21 protein-coding genes, 1 tRNA gene and 1 pseudogene are annotated in these 21131 nt (G+C 64.1%); 17 read left to right on the top strand and 6 right to left on the bottom strand.

Translation table 11 applies throughout. The features are described from left to right. Positions 1–26 precede the first annotated feature (26 nt). From coaBC to ABD928_RS14520, 3 genes and pseudogenes are all read left to right on the top strand, one after another. Positions 27–1204, top strand: a pseudogene (coaBC, locus tag ABD928_RS14530) (bifunctional phosphopantothenoylcysteine decarboxylase/phosphopantothenate--cysteine ligase CoaBC). Continuing rightward, a complete protein-coding gene (dut, locus tag ABD928_RS14525; RefSeq protein ID WP_345169890.1) occupies positions 1201–1638 on the top strand; it encodes a dUTP diphosphatase in 438 nt (145 codons plus the stop codon). Before coaBC ends, dut begins: the two are co-directional and overlap by 4 nt. Next, positions 1635–2393 (top strand): HesA/MoeB/ThiF family protein, encoded by a 759-nt coding sequence (locus ABD928_RS14520; protein ID WP_345169888.1) that lies wholly within the window; start codon positions 1635–1637, stop codon positions 2391–2393. The genes dut and ABD928_RS14520 overlap by 4 nt, the downstream gene beginning before the upstream one ends. Here ABD928_RS14520 and topA read toward each other — a convergent pair. Genes topA through plsY form a run of 3 tightly spaced genes read right to left on the bottom strand, consistent with a single transcriptional unit; the run spans position 2390 to position 6582 of the window. Next, positions 2390–4858, bottom strand: coding sequence for a type I DNA topoisomerase (topA, locus tag ABD928_RS14515; protein ID WP_345169886.1), 2469 nt, complete (start codon positions 4856–4858; stop codon positions 2390–2392). The genes ABD928_RS14520 and topA overlap by 4 nt on opposite strands. Positions 4859–4909: 51 nt before the next feature. Next, positions 4910–5995 (bottom strand): DNA-processing protein DprA, encoded by a 1086-nt coding sequence (gene dprA, locus ABD928_RS14510; protein WP_345169884.1) that lies wholly within the window; start codon positions 5993–5995, stop codon positions 4910–4912. Then, complete coding sequence (gene plsY / locus ABD928_RS14505; RefSeq protein ID WP_187713867.1) at positions 5992–6582, bottom strand: glycerol-3-phosphate 1-O-acyltransferase PlsY; 591 nt, start codon at positions 6580–6582, stop codon at positions 5992–5994. The genes dprA and plsY overlap by 4 nt, the downstream gene beginning before the upstream one ends. A 73-nt stretch (positions 6583–6655) precedes the next feature. Here plsY and murI point away from each other — a divergent pair, with 73 nt between their 5' ends. The 3 genes from murI (at position 6656) to ABD928_RS14490 (ending at position 10622) form a co-directional block, all read left to right on the top strand. Beyond that, complete coding sequence (gene murI, locus ABD928_RS14500; RefSeq protein ID WP_345169881.1) at positions 6656–7444, top strand: glutamate racemase; 789 nt, start codon at positions 6656–6658, stop codon at positions 7442–7444. A 119-nt stretch (positions 7445–7563) separates the two neighbouring features. Beyond that, complete coding sequence (gene hemA, locus ABD928_RS14495; RefSeq protein ID WP_187713866.1) at positions 7564–8775, top strand: 5-aminolevulinate synthase; 1212 nt, start codon at positions 7564–7566, stop codon at positions 8773–8775. Between the two features lie 80 nt (positions 8776–8855). Next, the gene (locus ABD928_RS14490) at positions 8856–10622 is read left to right on the top strand and encodes a hypothetical protein (protein WP_345169879.1); all 1767 of its coding nucleotides are present in this window, start codon (positions 8856–8858) and stop codon (positions 10620–10622) included. A gap of 140 nt (positions 10623–10762) precedes the next feature. On the opposite strand, the gene ABD928_RS14485 is transcribed toward ABD928_RS14490, so the two are convergent. Continuing rightward, entirely contained in the window at positions 10763–11179 is a 417-nt protein-coding gene (locus ABD928_RS14485; RefSeq protein ID WP_345169877.1) for a hypothetical protein, read from the bottom strand. A 103-nt stretch (positions 11180–11282) separates the two neighbouring features. Here ABD928_RS14485 and ABD928_RS14480 point away from each other — a divergent pair, with 103 nt between their 5' ends. The 6 genes from ABD928_RS14480 (at position 11283) to rpsD (ending at position 15525) form a co-directional block, all read left to right on the top strand. Next, on the top strand, positions 11283–11576 hold the full coding sequence (locus ABD928_RS14480) for a hypothetical protein (RefSeq protein ID WP_345169875.1): 294 nt from the start codon (positions 11283–11285) through the stop codon (positions 11574–11576). 241 nt (positions 11577–11817) lie between these two features. Beyond that, entirely contained in the window at positions 11818–12267 is a 450-nt protein-coding gene (gene rpiB / locus ABD928_RS14475; protein WP_187713860.1) for a ribose 5-phosphate isomerase B, read from the top strand. Then, a complete protein-coding gene (gene glyA, locus ABD928_RS14470) occupies positions 12267–13571 on the top strand; it encodes a serine hydroxymethyltransferase (protein ID WP_187713859.1) in 1305 nt (434 codons plus the stop codon). Before rpiB ends, glyA begins: the two co-directional genes overlap by 1 nt. Beyond that, a complete protein-coding gene (gene nrdR, locus ABD928_RS14465) occupies positions 13571–14050 on the top strand; it encodes a transcriptional regulator NrdR (RefSeq protein ID WP_187713858.1) in 480 nt (159 codons plus the stop codon). The genes glyA and nrdR overlap by 1 nt, the downstream gene beginning before the upstream one ends. After that, positions 14047–14772, top strand: a complete 726-nt coding sequence (locus tag ABD928_RS14460) for an RNA methyltransferase (protein ID WP_345169871.1) — start codon at positions 14047–14049, stop codon at positions 14770–14772. The genes nrdR and ABD928_RS14460 overlap by 4 nt, the downstream gene beginning before the upstream one ends. Positions 14773–14910: 138 nt before the next feature. Further along, positions 14911–15525 carry a 30S ribosomal protein S4 gene (gene rpsD, locus ABD928_RS14455; RefSeq protein WP_187713857.1) on the top strand — a complete coding sequence of 205 codons (615 nt, stop codon included), beginning with the start codon at positions 14911–14913 and terminating at the stop codon, positions 15523–15525. 57 nt (positions 15526–15582) lie between these two features. On the opposite strand, the gene ABD928_RS14450 is transcribed toward rpsD, so the two are convergent. Further along, positions 15583–17373: a M61 family metallopeptidase gene (locus ABD928_RS14450; RefSeq protein WP_345169868.1), complete on the bottom strand. Its 1791-nt coding sequence runs from the start codon at positions 17371–17373 to the stop codon at positions 15583–15585. A 113-nt stretch (positions 17374–17486) separates the two neighbouring features. On the opposite strand from ABD928_RS14450, the gene ABD928_RS14445 reads away from it, so the two are divergent. From ABD928_RS14445 to ABD928_RS14435, 3 genes are all read left to right on the top strand, one after another. Next, positions 17487–18464 (top strand): agmatine deiminase family protein, encoded by a 978-nt coding sequence (locus tag ABD928_RS14445; protein ID WP_187713856.1) that lies wholly within the window; start codon positions 17487–17489, stop codon positions 18462–18464. Further along, positions 18461–19312: an N-carbamoylputrescine amidase gene (gene aguB / locus ABD928_RS14440; protein ID WP_187713855.1), complete on the top strand. Its 852-nt coding sequence runs from the start codon at positions 18461–18463 to the stop codon at positions 19310–19312. The genes ABD928_RS14445 and aguB overlap by 4 nt, the downstream gene beginning before the upstream one ends. A 68-nt stretch (positions 19313–19380) precedes the next feature. Next, positions 19381–19863 (top strand): YybH family protein, encoded by a 483-nt coding sequence (locus ABD928_RS14435; protein WP_187713854.1) that lies wholly within the window; start codon positions 19381–19383, stop codon positions 19861–19863. On the opposite strand, the gene ABD928_RS14430 is transcribed toward ABD928_RS14435, so the two are convergent. Further along, positions 19853–20521 carry a uracil-DNA glycosylase gene (locus tag ABD928_RS14430; protein ID WP_345169865.1) on the bottom strand — a complete coding sequence of 223 codons (669 nt, stop codon included), beginning with the start codon at positions 20519–20521 and terminating at the stop codon, positions 19853–19855. The two genes, ABD928_RS14435 and ABD928_RS14430, sit on opposite strands and share 11 nt — an antisense overlap. A gap of 23 nt (positions 20522–20544) precedes the next feature. Between ABD928_RS14430 and folK the strand changes: the two genes are divergently transcribed. Then, positions 20545–21036 (top strand): 2-amino-4-hydroxy-6-hydroxymethyldihydropteridine diphosphokinase, encoded by a 492-nt coding sequence (gene folK, locus ABD928_RS14425; RefSeq protein WP_345169862.1) that lies wholly within the window; start codon positions 20545–20547, stop codon positions 21034–21036. Between the two features lie 16 nt (positions 21037–21052). Further along, positions 21053–21128: transfer RNA gene (locus ABD928_RS14420), tRNA-Lys, on the top strand. Positions 21129–21131 lie beyond the last annotated feature (3 nt).

The following is a 21131-nucleotide window of genomic DNA, read 5'->3' as shown; positions in this document are numbered from 1 at the left end:
CGCCTCGCAGGGCTAAGCCGCGGGCCATGGCCAAGGTGCTGCTGATCGTTGGCGGAGGGATTGCCGCCTACAAGTCGCTCGAGCTTGTCCGGCTGTTCAAGAAGGTCGGGCACGAGGTGACGCCCGTCCTCACCAAGGGTGGGGAGCATTTCGTGACGCCGATGGCGCTCGGCGCGCTCGCCAAGAGCGAGGTCTACACGTCCCTGTGGGAGCTCAAGGACGAGATCGACATGGGCCATATCGAACTCAGCCGATCCGCCGATTTCATCCTCGTCTGTCCGGCCACGGCGGACCTTCTCGCCAAGATGACAGCAGGCATCGCCGACGACCTGGCGACGACTTTGCTTCTCGCCACCGACAAGAAGGTGGTCGTCGCCCCGGCCATGAACGTTCGCATGTGGCAGCACCCGGCAACCGAGCGAAACATCGCACAGCTCAAGGTCGATGGCGTCACGGTCATCGATCCCGACGAGGGCGAAATGGCGTGCGGCGAGTACGGCCCCGGCCGCCTTCACGAGCCGCAAGCGATCTTCGACTTTCTCAACCAGCGCGGATTCCTCGGCGAAAAGTGACGCTCCAGGGCAAGCACATCCTTGTCACGGCCGGCCCGACTCATGAGCCGATCGATCCCGTCCGCGTAATCGCCAATCGATCCTCCGGACGTCAGGGATTCGCCATTGCCGCCGCCGCCGCCGAGGCCGGCGCGCGGGTGACGCTCGTTGCCGGACCGGTCTCGCTCGACACTCCGCCCGGCGTGGACCGGGTCGATGTGGAGACCGCCCAGCAAATGGCGGATGCAGTCATGGCCTCCCTCCCAGCCGACTGCGCGATCATGGTCGCCGCAGTCGCCGACTGGCGCGTGGAAATCTCGCCGACCAAGCTGAAAAAGGGAAACGGGCCGCCAAAGCTCAAGTTCGTGCCGACGCGCGACATTCTGGCAGAAATCTCGGTGCACGAACGGCGGCCGCGGCTGGTGATCGGTTTCGCAGCCGAGACCGACAATGTCGTCGAAAACGCCATCGCCAAGCAGGTTGGCAAGAAGGCCGACTGGATCGTTGCCAACGACGTTTCCGGCGACGTCATGGGAGGTCACCGCAACCGCGTCCATCTTGTGACAGCGAGCGGAATCGAGGACTGGCCGGAAGACTCAAAACAGGAAGTCGCGCGGCGCCTCATGCGCCGCGTCGAACAGGAGATCGGATGATCGAGATCAAGCTTACCCGGCTGCCCCACGGCGAAGGCCTGCCGCTTCCCCAATATGCGACCGAGCACGCCGCCGGCCTGGACGTTGTGTCCGCCGAGGACCTCACTCTTCAACCGGGAGAGCGGCATGCCGTCGCGACCGGCTTTGCGATAGATATCCCACACGGAAACGAGGTGCAGGTGCGTCCCCGCTCCGGACTGGCGCTCAAGCACGGCATCACCTGTCTCAACACGCCCGGCACGATCGACAGCGACTATCGCGGCGAAGTGAAAGTCATTCTCGCCAATCTCGGCGGCGAACCGTTCGAGGTTCGTCGCGGCGAGCGGATCGCGCAGCTTGTCCCGGCCCCGGTCCTCCAGGCACGGTTCACCGAGGTGCAGGAACTGGAGGAAACCGCGCGAGGCAGCGGAGGCTTCGGAAGCACCGGCCGGTGAGCGAACTTAGCGACGACGAGCTGGAGCGCTACGCACGACACATCGTCCTCCCGCAAGTCGGCGGCGTCGGCCAGCGCAAGCTCAAGTCGGCGCGCGTTCTCGTCGTCGGTGCGGGCGGCATCGGCAGTGCAATCGTCCCGGCACTCGCCGGCGCAGGGATCGGGAAGCTCACAATCATCGATGACGACATCGTCGATCGCAGCAACCTTCAGCGCCAGCCCATCTTCCGTGACGACCAGATCGGCCAGCCCAAGGCGGTGCTGGCGGCGGAGGTCGTGCGCGCGCTCAACCCCTATGTGGAAGTCACTGCCGTTAAGGAAAGGCTGAGCGCGGACAATGCCGAGTCGCTCCTGGCGGGCCACGATCTCGTGATCGACGGCTCGGACAATTTCGCAACGAGGTTGGTCGTCGGCGACTTGCTTACGCGTCTTCGCATTCCGCTGGTGTCGGCGGCCGCGGTCATGTTCCAAGGGCAGATCGCCCTCTTCCGCGGCTGGGAGCCCGACAAACCCTGCTACCGCTGCTTCGTCGGCGATGCGTTCGACAGCGACGATTGCGACACCTGCGCCGAGCAAGGCGTACTCGGCGCGCTGACTGCAACCGTGGGGAGCTTCGCCGCCCTGATGGCGATCCGGGTCATCGTCGGGATCGGCGAGGACGTCCCCGGAAGCTTATTCCTGTTCGACGGAGAAGCGCTCGACTGGCGAAAGATCCGCCTTCCGAAGGACCCGAACTGCCGGACCTGTTCGGCCTAGGCCTTCTTCTTCCGCGCCGGCTTCTTTTTGCCTTTAGCGGACGGCCCCTTGGCGGCCTTGGCGTCGATCCATTCCACCGCCTGCTCCAGCGTGACTGCCTTCGGGTCGGCGCTCTTGGGCAAGGTCGCGTGAGTCGAACCATCGCTGACGTAGGGACCGTAGCGACCGGACATCACCTTGATCTCCAGTCCGCTGCTGGGATGGGCGCCGAGTACCGCAATCGGCTCGCGCGAAGCGCCTTGGCGGCGTCCGCCGCCTGAAGCCGCATCGGCAAGCTTCGCGACCGCCGCGTTCATCCCGGTCTCGAAGACTTCGGCCGTCGAATTCAGCCGCGCATATTTGCCGTCATGCTCGAGATAGGGCCCGTATCGGCCAATCGAGGCCTTGATGGTCTTGCCGGTCTCCGGGTGCGCGCCGATCTCGCGTGGCAGCGACAGCAGTCTTTCGGCCATTTCGAGGTCCACGTCCGCAACCGGCACGTCCTTCGGGATCGACGCTCTTTTGCCTTCGCGCTCAAGGTACGGACCGAAGCGCCCGCTCTTCAGCTCGATCCCGTTGCCAAGATCCTGCGGGCCCTCACCACCCGCCTGCTCGCCGCCCTGTCCGAACTTCTGCGTGTAGCGGCATTCGGGATAGTTCGAGCAGGCGACGAAGGCGCCGAACTTGCCGCCCCGAAGCGAGAGCCGGCCGTTGCCGCAAGCCGGACAGACGCGCGGATCGCTGCCGTCCTCGCGCGGCGGATAGAGCCATGGCGCCAGAAATTCATCGAGCGCAGCCGTCACTTCCGACGGCTTCTGCTCCATGACTTCACCCGCCTTGGGCTGGAAGTCCCGCCAGAATAATTGAAGCAATTTCTGCCAGTTGAGGCGCCCGCCTGAGACGTCGTCGAGCTCTTCTTCCAGCTCCGCGGTATAATCGTAGCTGACGTACTTTTCGAAGAACCGCTCCAGGAACGCGGTCACGAGCCGTCCGCTCTCCTCGGGGATGAATCGAGCCTTCTCGACCCGCACATACTCCCGGTCCTTCAGCGTCTGCAGGATCGAGGCGTAGGTCGACGGCCGACCGATCCCCAGCTCCTCCAGCCGCTTGACCAGGCTCGCTTCGGAGTAACGCGGCGGAGGTTGCGTAAAATGCTGGGTCGCCTCCACGCCGGTCTTGGTCGGCGCATCGCCCTCGCGCAAGGCCGGCATGCGAGCGCTCTCTTCATCCTGGGCGTCGTCGCGGCCCTCGTCGTAAAGCGTCATGAAGCCCGGAAAGAGCACGACCTGGCCGGTCGCGCGGAGCACGGCCCTGCCCGCTCCATCGGTCAGCTCCACCGTCGTGCGCTCCAGACGCGCGGACGCCATCTGGCTGGCCAACGCGCGGTTGTAGACCAGCTCGTACAGACGAGCGTGGTCGCCCGACGCCGCGTGCGACCGGCCGAAGTCCGTTGGTCGGATCGCCTCGTGAGCCTCCTGCGCGTTCTTCGCCTTGCTGGTGTAGCGCCGTGGCTTGTCCGGAACGAAGCCGCTGTCGTAGCGGTTGGCGATCGCCTTGCGGGCGGCGCTGATCGCCTCTTCCGCCATGTCGACGCCGTCAGTGCGCATGTAGGTGATCAGCCCGTCCTCGTAGAGAGACTGGGCGACCCGCATCGTGTGGCTGGCGGAGAAACCTAGCTTGCGCGCGGCCTCTTGCTGAAGCGTTGAGGTGGTGAATGGCGGCGGCGGGTTCTTGGCGAATGGCTTGGTCTCAACCGAAGCGACGGTGAAGCGTCCGCCTTCGACCACCGCCTTGGCGGCATCGGCATCGTTCTTGGAGCCGATCGAAAGGCGGTCGAGCTTCTTGCCATCGAGCTGGACGAGTCGCGCCGTGAACGGCTGGCCGTCAGCCTCGAAAGTGGCGCTGACCTGCCAATATTCCTGGGTCTTGAAGACCTCGATTTCGCGTTCGCGGTCGACGATCAGGCGGAGCGCCACCGACTGGACACGGCCCGCGGACTTCGCGCCGGGCAACTTGCGCCACAGGATCGGCGAGAGCGTGAAACCGACGAGATAGTCGAGTGCCCGCCGGGCGCGGTACGCATCGATGAGGTCGACATCGAGCTCGCGCGGGTTGCGCATCGCCTCGGTGACCGCGGCGTTGGTGATGGCATTAAAGGTTACGCGCTGCACATCCTTGGGCAGCGCCTTCTTCGCCCGAAGCACCTCTTGGACGTGCCAGCTGATCGCCTCTCCTTCCCGGTCGGGGTCAGTGGCGAGGATCAGCGCGTCCGCCTTCTTCGCCTCGTCGGTGATGAGCTTCAGCTGCTTCGAACGGTCTGGCGAAACCTGCCACAGCATGTCGAAATCATGCTCGGGATCGACCGAGCCATCCTTCGGCGGAAGATCCCGAACATGCCCGTAGCTCGCGAGTACGCGATGCCCGCCGCCCAGATACTTCTCGATGGTTTTCGCCTTCGCCGGCGATTCGACTACGACCAGTTTCACAGATTGCCCTCACGCATACGCGTATAAGGTGGGGACTTCGGATTCGGCCCGTCAAGCCGCTCGCAAGCTGACCTTTCCGCCGGCATGCCGATCGAGGCGTCCAGCAAGGTCGAGTTCCAGCAGCGCCATCTGCACCGCGCCACTCGTAACACCCGACAAGCGAATGACCTCGTCGACCGGCACCGGCGAGGGGCCGAGCAGTTCCTCGACGATGCCCAGCGCACTATCATCGCCGTCCGACTGATATGGCTCGGCTTCGTAGGCGTTTCGGGGCGAAGCCAGGCTCGATTGCATCGGTCGCACGGCCTCCAGCACGTCGGCCACATTCTGGACGAGCGTCGCGCCCTGCCGGATGAGCTGGTTGCAGCCCTGCGCCCTCGGGTCGAGCGGGGAGCCCGGCACCGCCATCACCTCGCGTCCCGCCTCCGCTGCGAGCCTGGCAGTAATCAACGATCCGGAGCGCGGCGCCGCTTCGACAACGACCGTTCCCGCGCTCAAGCCGGCGATAATGCGGTTGCGATAGGGAAAATGCCGGGCGCGCGGCTCGGTACCCGGCGGCATCTCGGCAACGACCAATCCACGCTCCGAGATCGCCTCCTGCCGTGACTGGTTCTCCGGCGGATAGAAGAAGTCGACGCCTCCCGCGATAACGCCGATCGTGCCCGTTCCGAGCGAACCGTCGTGCGCCGCGCTGTCGATACCTCGCGCCAGGCCGGAGACGACTACCGCATCCTGCTGACCGAGATCATACGCGAGCTGGCGCGCGAAGCGGCAGGCCGCCGCCGACGCATTCCTCGCGCCGACGATCGCGATTAGCGGCCTGTCCAGCAGGCTCAGGTTACCCTTCACGGTGAGGACGGGAGGAGCGTCGTCAAGCTCAGCAAGAGCTCGCGGATAGAGGCCTTGCCCCAGGACAAGGTACCGTGCCCCCAATGTCTCGACGCGCGCAATCTCGCGTTCCGCGTCGCCTCGGCTGACCAGTCTCGGCGCTTTTCCTCCGCCCCGCGCCGCAAGATCGGGGACAGCCTCAAGCGCCACTGCGGCGGAGCCGAAGCGGGCGATGAGCTGGCGGTAGGTTACAGGCCCGATACCGGGCGAACGGACCAGCCGAAGCCGGTCGACCAAATCATGAATCACGCGGTCTTCTTACCTACCCTTGGCTCCTTGCCGTGCCGAAGCCGGACGATGTTCTCACGATGTTTCCAGACGACCAGCAAGGCAAACCCGAGAAACATCGGGAACAACAGGTCCTGGTCGAGGACGGCAGCGCTGATCGGCGCGCTGATTGCGGCGGCGATGCCGGCCACAGATGAAATCCGGACGATAAGCAACAGCCCAAGCCAGATAACAGCGTAAATGACAGCCGCGATCGGCAGCAGCGGGATGAGGATGCCGAGCAGGGTGGCGACGCCCTTCCCGCCCTTGAACCGTAACCAGACTGGGTAGAGGTGCCCGACCAGGGCCCCGGCAGCTGCGAAATTCTCCGATCCTGGCCAAAGGGTTCGAGCCAAGAGGATCGCAGCTGTCGCCTTGAGACAGTCGAGCACAAGGGTTGCAGCCGCGAGTGGCTTACTGCCGGTCCTCAGCACATTGGTCGCGCCGATGTTGCCGGAACCGATGTCCCGGACGTCGCCCTTGCCGGCGAGCTTGGTCAACAACAGGCCGAACGGAACCGAACCGAACAGATAACCGAGCGCCAGCGCGAGCAGCAGGTCCTTACTCATACCCGTCGGATTGGTAGCAGAAGGCGCCGAGCCTGCAATTGCGCGCATTCACGCCGCGTGCAAAGCGGTCGGAATGGATGCGGACGCACCTCTCCTGTTCTTCGATTCCGGCGTCGGGGGGCTCTCGGTCCTCGAACCGGCACGGGTGCTGCTCCCGAACGCGCCGATCGTCTACGTCGCGGACAATGCCGGCTACCCATACGGCGGACGGAGCGAGGCCGAGATCGCCAGCCGCGTACCCGCCCTCCTGGGCCGGCTCGTGGAGCGCTTCCACCCTCGCCTGGCCATCATCGCCTGCAATACGGCATCGACCATCGCCCTCGACCACGTCCGGTCGGCGCTGGACCTACCGGTCGTCGGCACCGTGCCCGCGATCAAGCCAGCCGCCGAGCTGTCGAAGTCGCGCGTGATCGGCGTTCTCGGAACTCAGGCAACCGTCCGCCAACCCTACGTCGACAATCTCGCGGCGGAGTTTGCCGCGGACTGCACCATCATCCGCCACGGTTCGCCCGAGCTGGTCGACCTTGCCGAAGCGAAGCTGGCCGGCGACGAGGTGACCGTCGATGCCGTTCGCGCTGCCGCGCAGCCGATGTTCGATGCCCTGAGCGGCGACCGGATCGACGTCGGCGTATTGGCCTGCACCCACTTCCCGCTTCTCCGGGAGGAGCTCGAAGCGGCCTACCCTGGCGTTGAATGGATCGACGGCGGCCCCGGCATCGCCCGCCGGATCGCCTACCTGACCCGCGAGCAGCCGTGGCCGGCGGACCCGCGTGGAGGGGTGATGATCTTCACGGCAGAGCCGCGCTCGCCTCTCCTCGGCACGCTGGCCCGTTACGGGATTGGGGAGGTCCGAACGCTTTGACTTGTTGCGAGTCGTTCGCAATGGAATTCCGGAGGCACCGTCGCTAAATGCCCGGCCAAGCGGGGGATAAGGGATATTCCCTAATCGATCCGGAGTCCCTCTCGGGTAAGCATCGCGCAATGGATTACGACAGCATCTTCAAGGCAGCCATCGACAAGCTGCACGAGGAAGGCCGGTATCGCGTCTTCGTCGATATCCTGCGCACCAAGGGCAACTTCCCCAACGCGCAATGCTTCGGCGGCAATGGCCCGAAGCCGATCACCGTCTGGTGCTCGAACGACTATCTTGCAATGGGCCAGCACCCCTCGGTGATCGAAGCGATGGAGCTCGCGCTCCGCGACGTTGGTGCCGGGTCGGGCGGCACCCGCAACATCGGCGGCAACACCCATCTCCACGTCCAGCTCGAGGAAGAGCTGGCTTCGCTTCATGGCAAGGAGTCCGCGCTGCTCTTCACGTCCGGCTACGTCTCCAACGAGGCGGCGCTGTCGACTTTGGGCAAGCTGCTCCCCGGCTGCGTGATCTTCTCCGATGAACTCAATCACGCTTCGATGATCGCCGGCATCAAGAACTCGGGTTGCGAGAAGCGCGTGTTCCGCCACAACGACCTCGAACATCTCGAGGAACTACTGGCCGCAGCAGAGCCCGAAACTCCGAAGCTGATCGCGTTCGAAAGCGTCTATTCGATGGACGGCGACGTCGCGCCGATTGCCGAGATCTGCGACCTCGCCGACAAGTACAACGCGCTGACCTACCTCGACGAGGTCCACGCGGTCGGCATGTACGGCGCCTGCGGTGGCGGCATTTCGGAACGTGACGGCGTCGCGGATCGCCTCACCCTCATCGAAGGCACGCTCGGCAAGGCGTTCGGCGTGATGGGCGGCTACATCACCGCTTCGAAGACGATCGTCGACTGCATCCGCAGCTACGCGCCCGGTTTCATCTTCACGACCTCGCTGTCACCGGTGCTCGTTGCCGGTGCGCTTGCAAGCGTCCGCCATCTGAAGGCCAGCTCGACAGAGCGCGACATGCAGCAGGCGGCGGCCGCGCAGCTCAAGGCCAAGTTCCGCTCCGCCGGCCTCCCGGTGATGCCCAGCGTGACGCACATCGTGCCGCTTTTGGTCGGCTGCCCGGTCAAGGCCAAGCGGATCAGCGACATCCTGCTCGCCGAGTACGGCCTCTACGTTCAGCCCATCAATTATCCGACCGTCCCGCGCGGTACGGAGCGGCTGCGCTTTACGCCCGGCCCGCACCACACGGCCGAGATGATGGACGAACTGACCTCCGCCCTGGTCGAAATCTGGGACCGGCTGGACATGCAGGCCGCTGCCTGAGCCCGGCAAGGGCTATTTAATACCCGTTAAGTGCTGGTAACATCGCGCCATTGAGTCGGTACTGGGGGCCCGGTTCTCGAATGGCCTTTGTGATGATGTTCCTGAATCCACCCGCGCGCTTGCGGGCCTTGCCCGATCGCTGGGCGAACTTGCTGCGTCCGCTGTGGATGATCCTCTTCGGCCTGGCGATCCTGACCGTCATCATCTCGACCATCTACGCCGTCCGGGCGACCTACTGGATGCAGCCCGTAATCTATCAGTACGGCCTCGACTTCGACGTCACCACGGAAGGCGACTTGAAGGTCGGTACCTACGCTCCCCCGGGAGAGAAGCCGGCCGTGCCGCTGACCTCGACCGTCGTCGCCATCGACGGGACGGCTGTCCCCGCGGACTACCAGGTTTCGCAATTCGCAAAGCGCCTCGACCAGGCGCAGGGCAAGCCGGTCAAGGTCACCCTGGTCCAACCAAACGGCCGGAAGCTGGAGCTTTCGCAGCAAAAGCACAGGATCACGTCCGACCCGGCCGCTGTCAGGGACCGCGACCTCAGGGTCGCCGCAAGGCTCGTCACCGCCCTCCTCGCCTGCACCGCGCTTCTCGTCTGTGGCCTGCTCCTCGCCTTGAGGCGCCCGAACGATCCCGTCGCGATGCTCCTCGCCTTCGCTTTCGTCGGCATGGTCGCGACGATCGATCCGCCGATGCAGCTGTGGCTGTGGACCAACCAGGACTACATGATCGACATCCTGGGGGCGGTCTTCTTCTACCTGCTCCTCATCGCCCTCGCTTCCTTCCCGGACGGCGTCTTCGTCCCGCGCGTCCTTCGCTGGCTGATCCCGCTTGGCATCCCGCTGACCTGCTTCGTTTCGTTTCCCGACATCGACGAGGACGTGCAGGGCATCGTCGGCCTTGTCGCCTTGCTCGGGGTCCTCGGCAGCCAGTTCATCCGCTTCCGCCGCGAGCCCGAGGGGATCGTCCGTCAGCAGATCAAATATGCGGGCTTCGGCTTTGCAGCAGGCATCCTGCTGGTCCTCGCCGCGCTGATCGTGGCGGCATCGATGGGCGACGATCCGAGCGGCTACACGCCGCTGATGAGCCTCGTCGTGCTGCTCTTGTTCAGCACCGGCATGGCGGCCATGGCCGTCGGACTCCTCGTCGCGCTCACCCGCTTCCGACTATGGGAAGCGGATACCGTCATCACCCGCTCGGCGGCCTACGCGGTCGTCACCCTGATCGTCGGCGTCGTCTGGGCGGCGAGCTCCGACCTCGTGAAGCTCGTCATTACCGAGGTCATGGGCCACGACAGCGAGGCGGGCGCGACAACCGTCGGAGCGATCATCGCCGCCGGCGTCTTCTCGCCTACGCAATCCGCCGTTCTCGGCTGGACCCGCAAGCATTTCGGCGGCCCGCTCGACCAGATCCACGATGCGGCCAAGAGGCTGAAAAGCTGGGGCCTGACGGAATCGCCCGAAGAAGTCGCCACCCGAGCCCTCTCGATGATCGACCAGGCCGCCCACCCCGCCGCCTCCGCAATCGTCCTCGACACGGCCATGGGCCACGAGCTCATCGCCGCCCGCGAAGTCACATCGGCCGACGACCCGAAGCTGGTCGAGAAGTTGGTGCTGGAAGACGAGGAAAGCTCGGTCGGCACATTGCTCATCGGCCGCCGTTCGGACGGCAACCGCTACAACAAGCAGGAAATCGACGCGATCCGCGAGATCATTCCCTCCCTGGCAGAAGCCCTCCGGGTAGCCCGCGGCCGCTTCTCCCGCGAGAGCGCAATGCAGCAGCGCATGGAAGAAATGGCGGCCCGGCTTGCGCAGCTCGAAGGGGGACAGCCGAAACCAGCTTAGCTAGTGGCAGCATTCGACCCGTTCCGGACATTAGCAGCGTGTGGGTATCTTTCGACCCAGTGTCGCCACTGGGCTATGGCGATTCGTCGCCCGAAGCCGACATCATCGGCGCTGCAGCACCGCTCTACCCCAATATGCTTTCAGCATTGCGCGCCGCCTTGCGATTGACAATGTCTGCCCTTCTGAACCTGCTCAGTGAAATCCCGATCCTGGCGCTTGCGTTCTTCCCACTCGGCGCGAGTGCCGCAGAACCGCTTGGTCGCGAGCCGGCTACCGATGGGAGTGATGTTTTCGCAGATCTTCTCTTCCTTTGGCCCAATGTTCGTGTTGCTCGCAGGTACGGTTTGAACAGGCTTCGACGCCGCGTCCGCGGTGGTTTGAGACTGGCTAAAACAGGGCGTCGCAAGCAAAGCGACACAGAGCACGAACGGTGGAAACAGACGCTTCGACATTGTCAAACTCCAATCCGTGATCAAGACCCAAATTACAGGAGAAAAGAAGCGAAGCAAACGCGGTCCAGCGTTAATGCGGGTGTCATCACCAACATTGTGGCTCATGCTATAATGGACTGAGTTAGGTCAGCTCACTCTCACTACTCAAACTTGCCGCGACAGGCTTCGACCCATTGCGGACACTAGCTCTGGCCGTAGAACGGGCCGCGTGAAACGAACAACGAACCGCTTCTATCGATGGTCGCGGGTCCAGAATAACCAAGGCTTGCTCGAAAACTCTCCTGACGGGCGATTTCGGCATAATCGCGCGCAGGCCATTGGTTTGCTGCTTATTGGCATACCTCTACTCGTGGTGATCGAGCTGAACCGAGGCGGAAAGGCGAATACCTGGCTTTGGCTTCCTGTCGTCGCTTGGAGCGTCGGGATTGTGACCATCATGCTCTACCAAACCTTCAAGACCATTTTTCGCTATTATCGCGATTGGTGGAAGGGGCGGCGCTAAAGTCCGCTTTCCACCCATTCCTGCCGCTGCCCGCCCAGCATCCAGACTGGTAACGTAGGATTGCATTTGCTTGGGCCTCGGCGATGACGTCGACTCCCGCTCACCATCGTCGACTTAACCCGTCCTGCCCCCGCGCGGGGGCACGTGCGCACACGCGTGTCACTGCGAACATTGGGACCATTCGCCTCTCTTCGCTCTCGCAACGGTGGCGCGTTGAGGCGGGGCGCGCTAGGGGTTTCGCATGCGCATAGTGATGACCGCCGACCACGCCGGTTTCGAAATGAAGGACCAGCTTGCCGACTGGCTTCGGGCTGACGGGCACGAGGTCCTCGACTTTGGCACAAACAGCGCCGAAAGCGTCGATTATCCGCGATACGGAGCGCTTCTCGCCGATGCTCTCGCCGATGGCCGGGCCGAGCGCGGCATTACCGTTTGCGGGTCGGGAATCGGCGTCGCCATCGCCGCCAACCGAAACCCCGCCTGCCGGTGCGCACAGGTGTCGGAACCGCTGTCCGCTTCGCTTGCTCGCAAGCACAACGACTGCAATGCCATCGCCCTCGGTGCCCGGCTGATCGGGCTTGAAATGGCAAAGGCCTGCGTCACCGCCTTCCTCACGAGCGAATTCCTCGGCGGCCGTCACCAGCGACGCGTCGACCAGCTCGCCAACCCCTCGGAACAGGAACCCGCCTGATGGCCACCGCCGCCAACCTCAACGATGTCCAGCCCGACGGCTTCTTCACCCGCGGCCTCGCCGACGCCGATCTGGCAGTCTTCGAGGGCATCAAGCACGAACTGACCCGCGAGCAGACCCAGATCGAGCTGATCGCGTCGGAAAACATCGTCAGCCGCGCAGTGCTTGAAGCGCAGGGCTCGGTTCTGACCAACAAGTACGCGGAAGGCTATCCCGGCCGCCGCTACTACCAGGGCTGCGCTCCTTCAGACGAGGTCGAGACGCTGGCGATCGAGCGGGCCAAGAAGCTCTTCGGCTGCGGCTTCGCCAACGTCCAGCCGCACTCGGGCGCACAAGCCAACGGCGCGGTGATGATGGCGCTGCTCCAGCCTGGCGACACGATCATGGGCATGAGTCTTGCCGCGGGCGGCCACCTGACCCATGGCGCTCCGCCGGCTCAGTCGGGCAAATGGTTCAACGCTGTCCAGTACGGCGTCCGCGAGGATGACCATCTCGTCGACTTCGATGAGGTCGAGAAGCTCGCGAAAGAGAATAAGCCGAAGATGATCATCGCGGGCGGCTCGGCCTATCCGCGTCACCTCGACTTCGCCCGCTTCCGCGCCATCGCCGATGAAGTTGGAGCCTATTTGTTCGTCGACATGGCCCACTTTGCCGGCCTGGTTGCAGCGGGCGAGCACCCCTCCCCCTTCGGCCATGCGCACATCGTCACGACGACCACCCACAAGACGCTGCGCGGCCCACGCGGCGGTATGGTGATGACCGACGACGAAGCCATCGCGAAGAAGGTCAATTCGGCGGTCTTCCCAGGTCTCCAGGGTGGCCCTCTCATGCACGTCATCGCCGCGAAGGCCGTCGCCTTCGGCGAAGCGCTGCAGCCCGAGTTCAAGACCTACGCCAAAGCCGTGATCGCCAACGCCAAGACCCTCGCCAACCGCCTTAAGGAACGCGGTGCGGATCTCGTCGCCGGCGGCACCGACACGCACCTCGCGCTGGTCGACCTCCGCCCGCTTGGCCTCACCGGCAAGGACGCCGACGAGAGCCTGGAGCACGCCGGCATCACCTGCAACAAGAACGGCGTCCCGTTCGATCCGCTGCCGCCGGTGAAGACCAGCGGCATCCGCGTGGGCTCTCCGGCCGGCACGACCCGCGGATTCGGTGAGGCGGAGTTCCGCGACATCGGCGACATGGTTGCCGACGTTCTCGACGGGCTCGTGAAGAACGGTCCGGAGAACAATGGCGAAGTCGAGAGCGAGGTGAACGGTCGCGTGCGTGAACTGTGCGCGCGCTTCCCTATCTATAGCTGATGCGCTGCCCATTCTGTGCCCATGAAGACAGCCAGGTGAAGGACAGCCGCCCGTCGGAAGACGGAGCGGCGATCCGGCGCCGGCGCCAATGCGAAGCCTGCGGCGCGCGTTTCACCACCTTCGAGCGGGTCCAACTACGCGATCTCACCGTCGTGAAGAAGGACGGCAAGCGCGAGCCCTTCGACCGCGCCAAGCTGGAACGCGCCATCGGCCACGCCTGTCGCAAGCGCGATGTTGATCCGGCGAAGATCGACCGGCTGGTCAGCGGCGTTCAGCGCCAGATGGAAACGCAGGGCGACGAAGTAACGTCCGTGAAGATCGGCGAAGCCGTGATGTTCGGCCTGCGCACGATCGATCACGTCGCCTACATCCGCTTCGCCAGCATCTACAAGGACTTCAGCGACCCGAGCGAGTTCGCCGAGATCGCCGAGCGGGTGGAAAAGGAAGCGGTCCCGCCCGGCCACGACAAGTTGCTGTGAGCGCAGCCAAGCCCGTCATCGTTCTCGTCCGTCCGCAGCTTGGCCAGAACATCGGCAAGGCAGCGCGCGCGATGCTCAACTTCGGCATGACCGAGATGCGGCTTGTCGCGCCTCGCGACGGTTGGCCCAATCCCGATGCAGGCCCATCGGCGAGCGGTGCCGACATCGTGCTCGAACAGGCGCAAGTCTTCGACACGGTGCAGGAGGCGATCGCCGACTGCTCGAACGTCTTCGCCTCGACCGTCCGCCGCCGCGACCTCGTGATGCCCGTCGTCACCCCTGAAAAGATGGCCGACGACATTGTCGCCTCAGCAGGCCGGACGGCGATCTTGTTTGGTCCGGAACGCTCGGGCCTCGAAACCGAGGATGTCGCCCTCGCAAACGCCATCGTCACCGTGCCGATCAATCCCGAGTTCGGCTCCGTCAACCTTGCCCAAGCGGTGATCCTGCTCGCCTACGAATGGTCGAAGCGCTCAGAGCTTGCTTCGCCCACGACAAAGGAGCTGGAAGAGCCCGCCCCTCACGGCGAAGTCGAAGGAATGATCGTCCAGCTTGAGCAGGAGCTCGACGCCAAGGGCTATTTCCACCCGCCGTCGCGGACGCAGGCAACCAAGAACACCATCCGCACCATCTTCACCAAGACCGGCTGGTCGTCGCGCGAGGTGAAAGCCATCCGCGGCATCATCCGCGCCCTGGTGAACCCGAGCCGCAACCGCGGCTGAACTTGACCTCCGGCGCCCTCTCGCCTAGGTGCGCCGCTCGCAATTGATCCCACATGTCCGGTGAAGTGGTGATCGCGTCAGGCTTCATGCCTGCCGGTGCGGTCCGGACACGACAAAGAAGCAAGTTGGAGAAACGATGTGAGCAAGCGCTCTAGCGCCAAGTATAAACTCGACCGCCGCATGGGCGAGAACGTCTTCGGACGCCCGAAGAGCCCGGTCAATCGCCGCGAATATGGTCCCGGTCAGCACGGCCAGCGCCGCAAGAGCAAGGTGTCGGACTTCGGCATTCAGCTCCGCGCCAAGCAGAAGCTGAAGGGCTATTACGGCGACGTCACCGAGAAGCAGTTCAAGCGGACGTACCAGGAAGCCAGCGCCATGAAGGGCGACGCTTCGCAGAACCTCATCGGCCTGCTCGAGCGCCGCCTCGACATGATCGTCTATCGCGCCAAGTTCGCGCCGACGATCTGGGCAGCCCGCCAGCTGGTCAGCCACGGCCACATCCGCGTCAATGGCGTGAAGTGCAACATCGCCAGCCGCCGCGTGAACGTCGGCGACGTGATCGAGCTCGGCTCGAAGGCGCAGGAAATGGCCCTGGTCATCGAGGCGCAGAGCCTCGCCGAGCGTGACGTTCCCGACTACGTGTCGCCGGACGGAACCTCGAAGGTCAGCTTCACCCGCGTTCCGACGCTGGACGAAGTGCCCTACCCGGTCCGCATGGAACCGAACCTGGTCATCGAATTCTATTCGCGCTGATTTTTCGGTCAGTTCGAACAAGCGGGGCGGTCCTTCGGGGCCGCCCTTTTTGTTTGCCTATTTCGCCGGGTACGACGCCAGCAGCCAGCGCTGATAAAGCGCTTTTTGAGCCGCAGTGGCGTTGGCGACCTTTACCACCTTGGGCTTGTTCTTCGGGATCGAGCCAAGCTTCAGCGTCTTCTGAAGCAGCTGGTCGCGGCGGAAATAGCTGACGGTGACCACGTCGCCGACCTTCCTTTCGGTCAGCGCGTCGTCGAAGCGATCATTGGTCACTCTCCGCCCGTCGAAAGCCGTAATGATGTCATCCGGAACGAAGCCGGCATTCCAGGCCGGGCTGCCGCGTTCCACGCCCGTCAGCTTCATGCCGCCTTCGGCCTGATCTGCTTTCCACCCGACCCACGGCCTGGTCGGCACCGTCTTGTCGCTATCTTCGTAGGAGATCCGGAGCCCGACAGATCCGAGCAGCCGATCGAAATCCACCGGCGCTGGCGCGTCGACATTCCGCGCCCACCAGTCGTCCCACGAATGGCCAGTCAGCTCGGCGAGGATCGCTTTCACATCGGCCGCCTGAAAGCCCTTTCCCTGCTCGGAGGGATAGCGGCGGAACAACGCCTCATGAACGTCGCGATAGGAAATCTTCCCGCCGCTGTCCTGAAGCAGCGCGATGTCGAGCAGCCAGGAAACGACCGAGCCTTCCGCATAAATATCCGCCCAGGCATTGGCTGCACGGTCCCCGCCTGGAGCAATCCATTCATCGAACGACGTCGACGCGACCGACTGCAGCGAAGCCCCGGGAGTGTGCCGATGATGATCGATCGCGTCGGCAAGGGTCGCAAAATATTCGTCGGGCTTCATGATGCCTGCGCGAACCAGGAGCTGATCGGCGAAATAGTCGGTCGAGCCTTCGTGCAGCCAGAGCAGGTCCGTGTAGTTCTCGCTCTGGTAGCCGTAAGGCACCATCGCAGCGGCCCGGTACGCCTTCACGTTCCAGGTATGAATGAACTCATGCGAAGCGGTGCTGAGGAACTTCAGATATTTGTCGCGCGGTTGGAAGGAATTGCGCGGCAGCTGGATGACAGTGGAGTTCCGGTGCTCCGTAGCCCCGCTCGCCCCGTCGGTTGCGTGGATCATGAAAACGTAGCGCTGGAACGGGTAGGCGCTCCAGATCGAAGGGGCCTGTGCAACGATCTTTTTCAGGTCGGCGACAGTCTGGTTGGCGTCGTAATTGCCCTCGCCCCAGAACACGACGTCATAGTCGCGTCCGCCCTCCTTGAAGGCGAACGAGCGGTTGATCCCCGTCTCGATCGGGGAGTCGACGAGGATATCCCAATTGGCGCCGGTGAACCGGTTCGCGCCGGCTGACTGCAGGCCGGAAAAGCTGCGCCATCCGTCGGGCACCTTGAGCGAGACGGCGACGTCGTCGGCGCGGCTCGCGTCCGAGTACATGAATACCGCGGAGGCATCGAGATAGGCGTGGCTGTCGTCGATGTGGCGCGACCTTAGGCCCAGCTCATTGGCGTAGACGTCATATTCGACGGTCACGGGGCCGGTGCCCGCCCGTTGAATCCTCCAGGTGGACTTGTCGACCTTCTGCCACGGCAAGGCGCGGCCGCGTTCGTCTTTCGCAGCGAATTCGCTCAAGCCGTTGGCAAGATTGAGGATCTGGTAGCGGCCTGTCCGCCATGAAGGCATCTTCACGTCCAACGTTCCGGCTGCGCCCGACGGGAAGACGATGCGGACCTTGCCGCTGTGATGCTCCGGGGAGGTCAGGTCGATCGCATAGTCGACGGTCGCTGGCGCGGCACTGCTGAACGCCAACGCAATTGCGGCAACCGCCAGTCTCAACATGCACTCACTCCCTCGACCTGATAGCGCTTGTTAGCAGCCGCGGACGAAAGGCCCATGCCGGATCGACGAACGGCAAACTTTGCTTTCGTTTCACAACACACTAGGCGCGCGGCATGACCCTTCCTCCTCTTCCCGAATGGGCGCCGCACGAAGCGGTCTGGATCGGCTTCCCGTCGGATCCGGAGCTGTGGCTGTCGGATTTGAAGGAGGCCGAGAAGGAGGTCGCGGCCTTCGCCAAGGCCGTCCACGCCGACGGCAAGGGCGAGAAGGTGTGGCTCGTCGCCGCGCACGAGGATGCCGCGAAGCAGGCACGCAAGCTTGCGCCGTTCGCGACGGTGATCGTCGAGAAGTTTGGCGACATCTGGCTTCGCGACAGCGGGCCGATTGTCATGGGTTCCGGGAAGCACCGCCGCGCGCAAGGCTTCCGCTTCAACGGCTGGGGCAATAAGTACGATCTCGAAGGTGACCAGGACGTCGGAGAGCGCATCGCAAAGGCTGCGTCCCTGCCTTACGCGAAGGCGGATTGGGTACTTGAGGGCGGAGCAATCGACGGTGACGGCTCAGGCACGGTGTTGACCACCGAACAGTGCCTCCTCAATCCGAACCGCAACCCCGGTGCGACCCACGACGACATCGCGGCCCGGCTGGAGCACGACCTCGGCTTCGAGCGCGTCGTCTGGCTCGGCGAAGGCCTCGTGAACGACCACACAGACGGCCACGTCGACAACCTCGCCCGGTTCGTCGCTCCCGGCCGCGTCGCGATCCCGACCGCCGCGAAGGACGATCCCAACGACGCCATCTATCGCGATGCTGCCAAGCGGCTGAAGGCGACCAAGCTCGACGTCGTCACTCTGCCCTCTCCCGGGCGGATCGAGAATGAGGACGGCGACGTCATCCCGGCGAGCTACATGAACTTCTACATCGGCAATGCCGCGGTCGTCGTGCCGCAGTACGGAGCACCGAACGACAAGGCGGCGGTCGCCGTGGTCCAGGCGCTCTTCCCCGGCCGCGTTGCAATCGGGCTCCGCGCTGACCATGTCCTGACAGGAGGCGGAAGCTTCCACTGCATCTCACAACAGGTTCCCGCATGAGCAAGCTCACCGTCGCTGCTTTGCAGCTCGCCTTTACCGACGACACGGCCGCCAACATCAAGGCGGTCGCCGACCTAGTGCGCGAAGCCGCCTCGAAAGGCGCGGAAGTCGTGCTTCCGCCGGAGCTGTTCGAAGGCCCCTATTTCTGCAGGGTCGAGGATGAGGGCCTGTTCGCCAATGCGCGCCGTACCGAGGAGCATCCGTCGGTCATTGCCATGCAGGAGCTGGCGAAGGAGCTGAAGATCTGGATTCCGACCAGCTTCTTCGAGCTGGACGGGCCGCACCATTACAACTCTCTCGCGATGATCGGTCCCGACGGGAAGATCGCCGGCGTCTACCGCAAGAGCCACATTCCCGACGGCCCCGGTTACGAAGAGAAGTTCTACTTCCGGCCCGGCAATACCGGGTTCAAGGTGTGGGAGGGACCGAACGCCTCGACCCTCGGCGTGGGCGTCTGCTGGGACCAGTGGTACCCCGAAACCGCCCGCGCGATGATGCTGATGGGCGCGGACATCCTCTTCTACCCGACTGCCATCGGCACCGAGCCACATGATCCGGATCTCGACACCTCCCGCCTCTGGCGTCGAGCGATGATCGGCCATGCTGTCTCGAACGTCGTGCCCGTTGTGGCCGCCAATCGCATCGGTACCGAACACGGCCAGCGCTTTTACGGCCACAGTTTCATCTGCGACGAACGCGGCGACATCCTCGCGGAGTTCAGCGCCGAGGAAACCGGCGTGCTGGTAGCGACACTCGACCTCGCCCAGGCAAAGAAGCACCGCGCAGCCTTCGGCTTTTTCCGCGATCGCCGGCCGGAATTGTACGGGCGATTGGTCGAGGACCGCTAACGAACGTAAGTTGACTCGCGCCGACCGGAGGCGCTTGTTCCGCCCCCTCAACGAAAGGGGACGGCATCATGCGAACGTTTGTGACATGTGCTGCCATTTTGGCCTGTGCCGCGTGCACCCAGCAAGCCACCGCTCCGACGGCGAAGCCTGACACCGCTGCGGAAACGGCCGCCATCGAAAAGCTGGAGCAAGCTCAGATCGCGGCGATCACGGCGCGCGATCAAGCAGGGGCGACCGCCTCTTACGGCGATGATGCAGTCTTTATCAGCGAGCGGGGCGAAACCAGCAAAGGCCGGGACGCGATCGTCGCCGGGTTCAAGAGTTTATTGGCCGATCCGACGTTGAAGATCGACTACAAGCCAGGCTCGAAGACCTTCAGCGACGCCGGCGACATGGCGTATTCCACGGCGGAGTACACCGAGACCTATACCGATCCGACGACGAAGAAGCCGGTCACCATCAAGGGCATGAATCTCAGCGTCTGGAAGAGGCAGGCGGACGGAAGCTGGAAGCTGGTCGCCGACAGCAATCCCGCCGCGCCTACCGGCTAAGCTCGATCGCTCGCTGGAAGACGGATTCGAACATCGGGCGGTCGAGCCGCCCGGTGTTCTGGTTATAGCGAGAGCAGTGATAGCTCGACAGGAGCACGCGTCCGTCTGCCGTGACTGTCTCAGCGCCATGGCCGAACTTCGTGCTGACAGGTGGCAGACCGAGCGATCGAGCCGCGGCGACATGGGCAATCTGGCCGAGCGCCAGCAGAACGCGAACTCTGGAAAGCGCCGCTAGCGATGCTTCGAAGTAACTGCGGCACGTCCTGATCTCGCCCGGCTCCGGCTTGTTGGCTGGCGGCAGGCACTTCACTGCATTGAGGATCACAGCGCCGCGGAGCCGCAAGCCATCGGTTGGATCCGCGCCGTAGGTCCCTTCCGCCAGGCCGAACTTGACCAATGTCTCGTACAATAACTCGCCGGCGTAATCCCCCGTGAATGGGCGACCGGTGCGGTTCGCGCCGTGTTTCCCAGGAGCGAGCCCGACAATGGCGAGCCATGCATCGGGATCGCCGAAAGCCGGAACCGGCGCATTCCACCAATCGGAATGCTCTTCGCGGCACGTGTGGCGAAACATGACCAGCCGAGGGCAGAGCGGGCAGTCGCGCGGAGCCTCCGCCTTGGGGACCGGCGACAAGTCGGCGGGACTGGCGAACTGCATTGCTCTGCCGTAGGCGACCGAGCGTGCCCGGCGCAACGCAACTCTACGCCATCGCCATCGGCTCCAACCGGCCGCATGGACGTCACGGTCGTCCCCCGCAGGTCGTGGAAGCGGCGATCGCGGAGCTCGACCGCCTCTTCGACCTCTTCGATGCTGCGCCGATCGTCCTCAACCCGGCGCACGGCGGAGCCGGCCGCGACTTCGCCAATTCCGTGGCGCTCATCGAAAGTGAGCTGAAACCGCCGGAAATGCTCAAGGAGTTGAAGGCGCTCGAGCGAGCCTTCGGAAGGCGCCGCGGCCGTCGCTGGGGATCGCGCGTACTCGATCTCGACATCATTTCTTGGACGGGCGGACGCTGGCGCGAGCGTGGACTGACAGTGCCCCACAAAGCAGCGATCGAGCGCGGCTTCGTCATCAACCCACTGGCGACGATTGCTCCAGGCTTGCGGCTCAACGGCAACCTGACCGCTTTTCATTTCGCCCATCGCCTTGCCCGCCGCCGCCCTCGAAGCTAACGCGGCTCCGCTGGTCGGGCCCTTAGCTCAGTCGGTAGAGCAACTGACTTTTAATCAGTAGGTCGCTGGTTCGAATCCAGCAGGGCTCACCAGCA

This window comes from Sphingomonas daechungensis (genome assembly GCF_039543105.1).
Classification (GTDB): domain Bacteria; phylum Pseudomonadota; class Alphaproteobacteria; order Sphingomonadales; family Sphingomonadaceae; genus Sphingomicrobium; species Sphingomicrobium daechungense.
The sequence above is the reverse complement of the archived record's forward strand: the minus strand, read 5'-3'. Positions and strand labels throughout refer to the sequence as shown.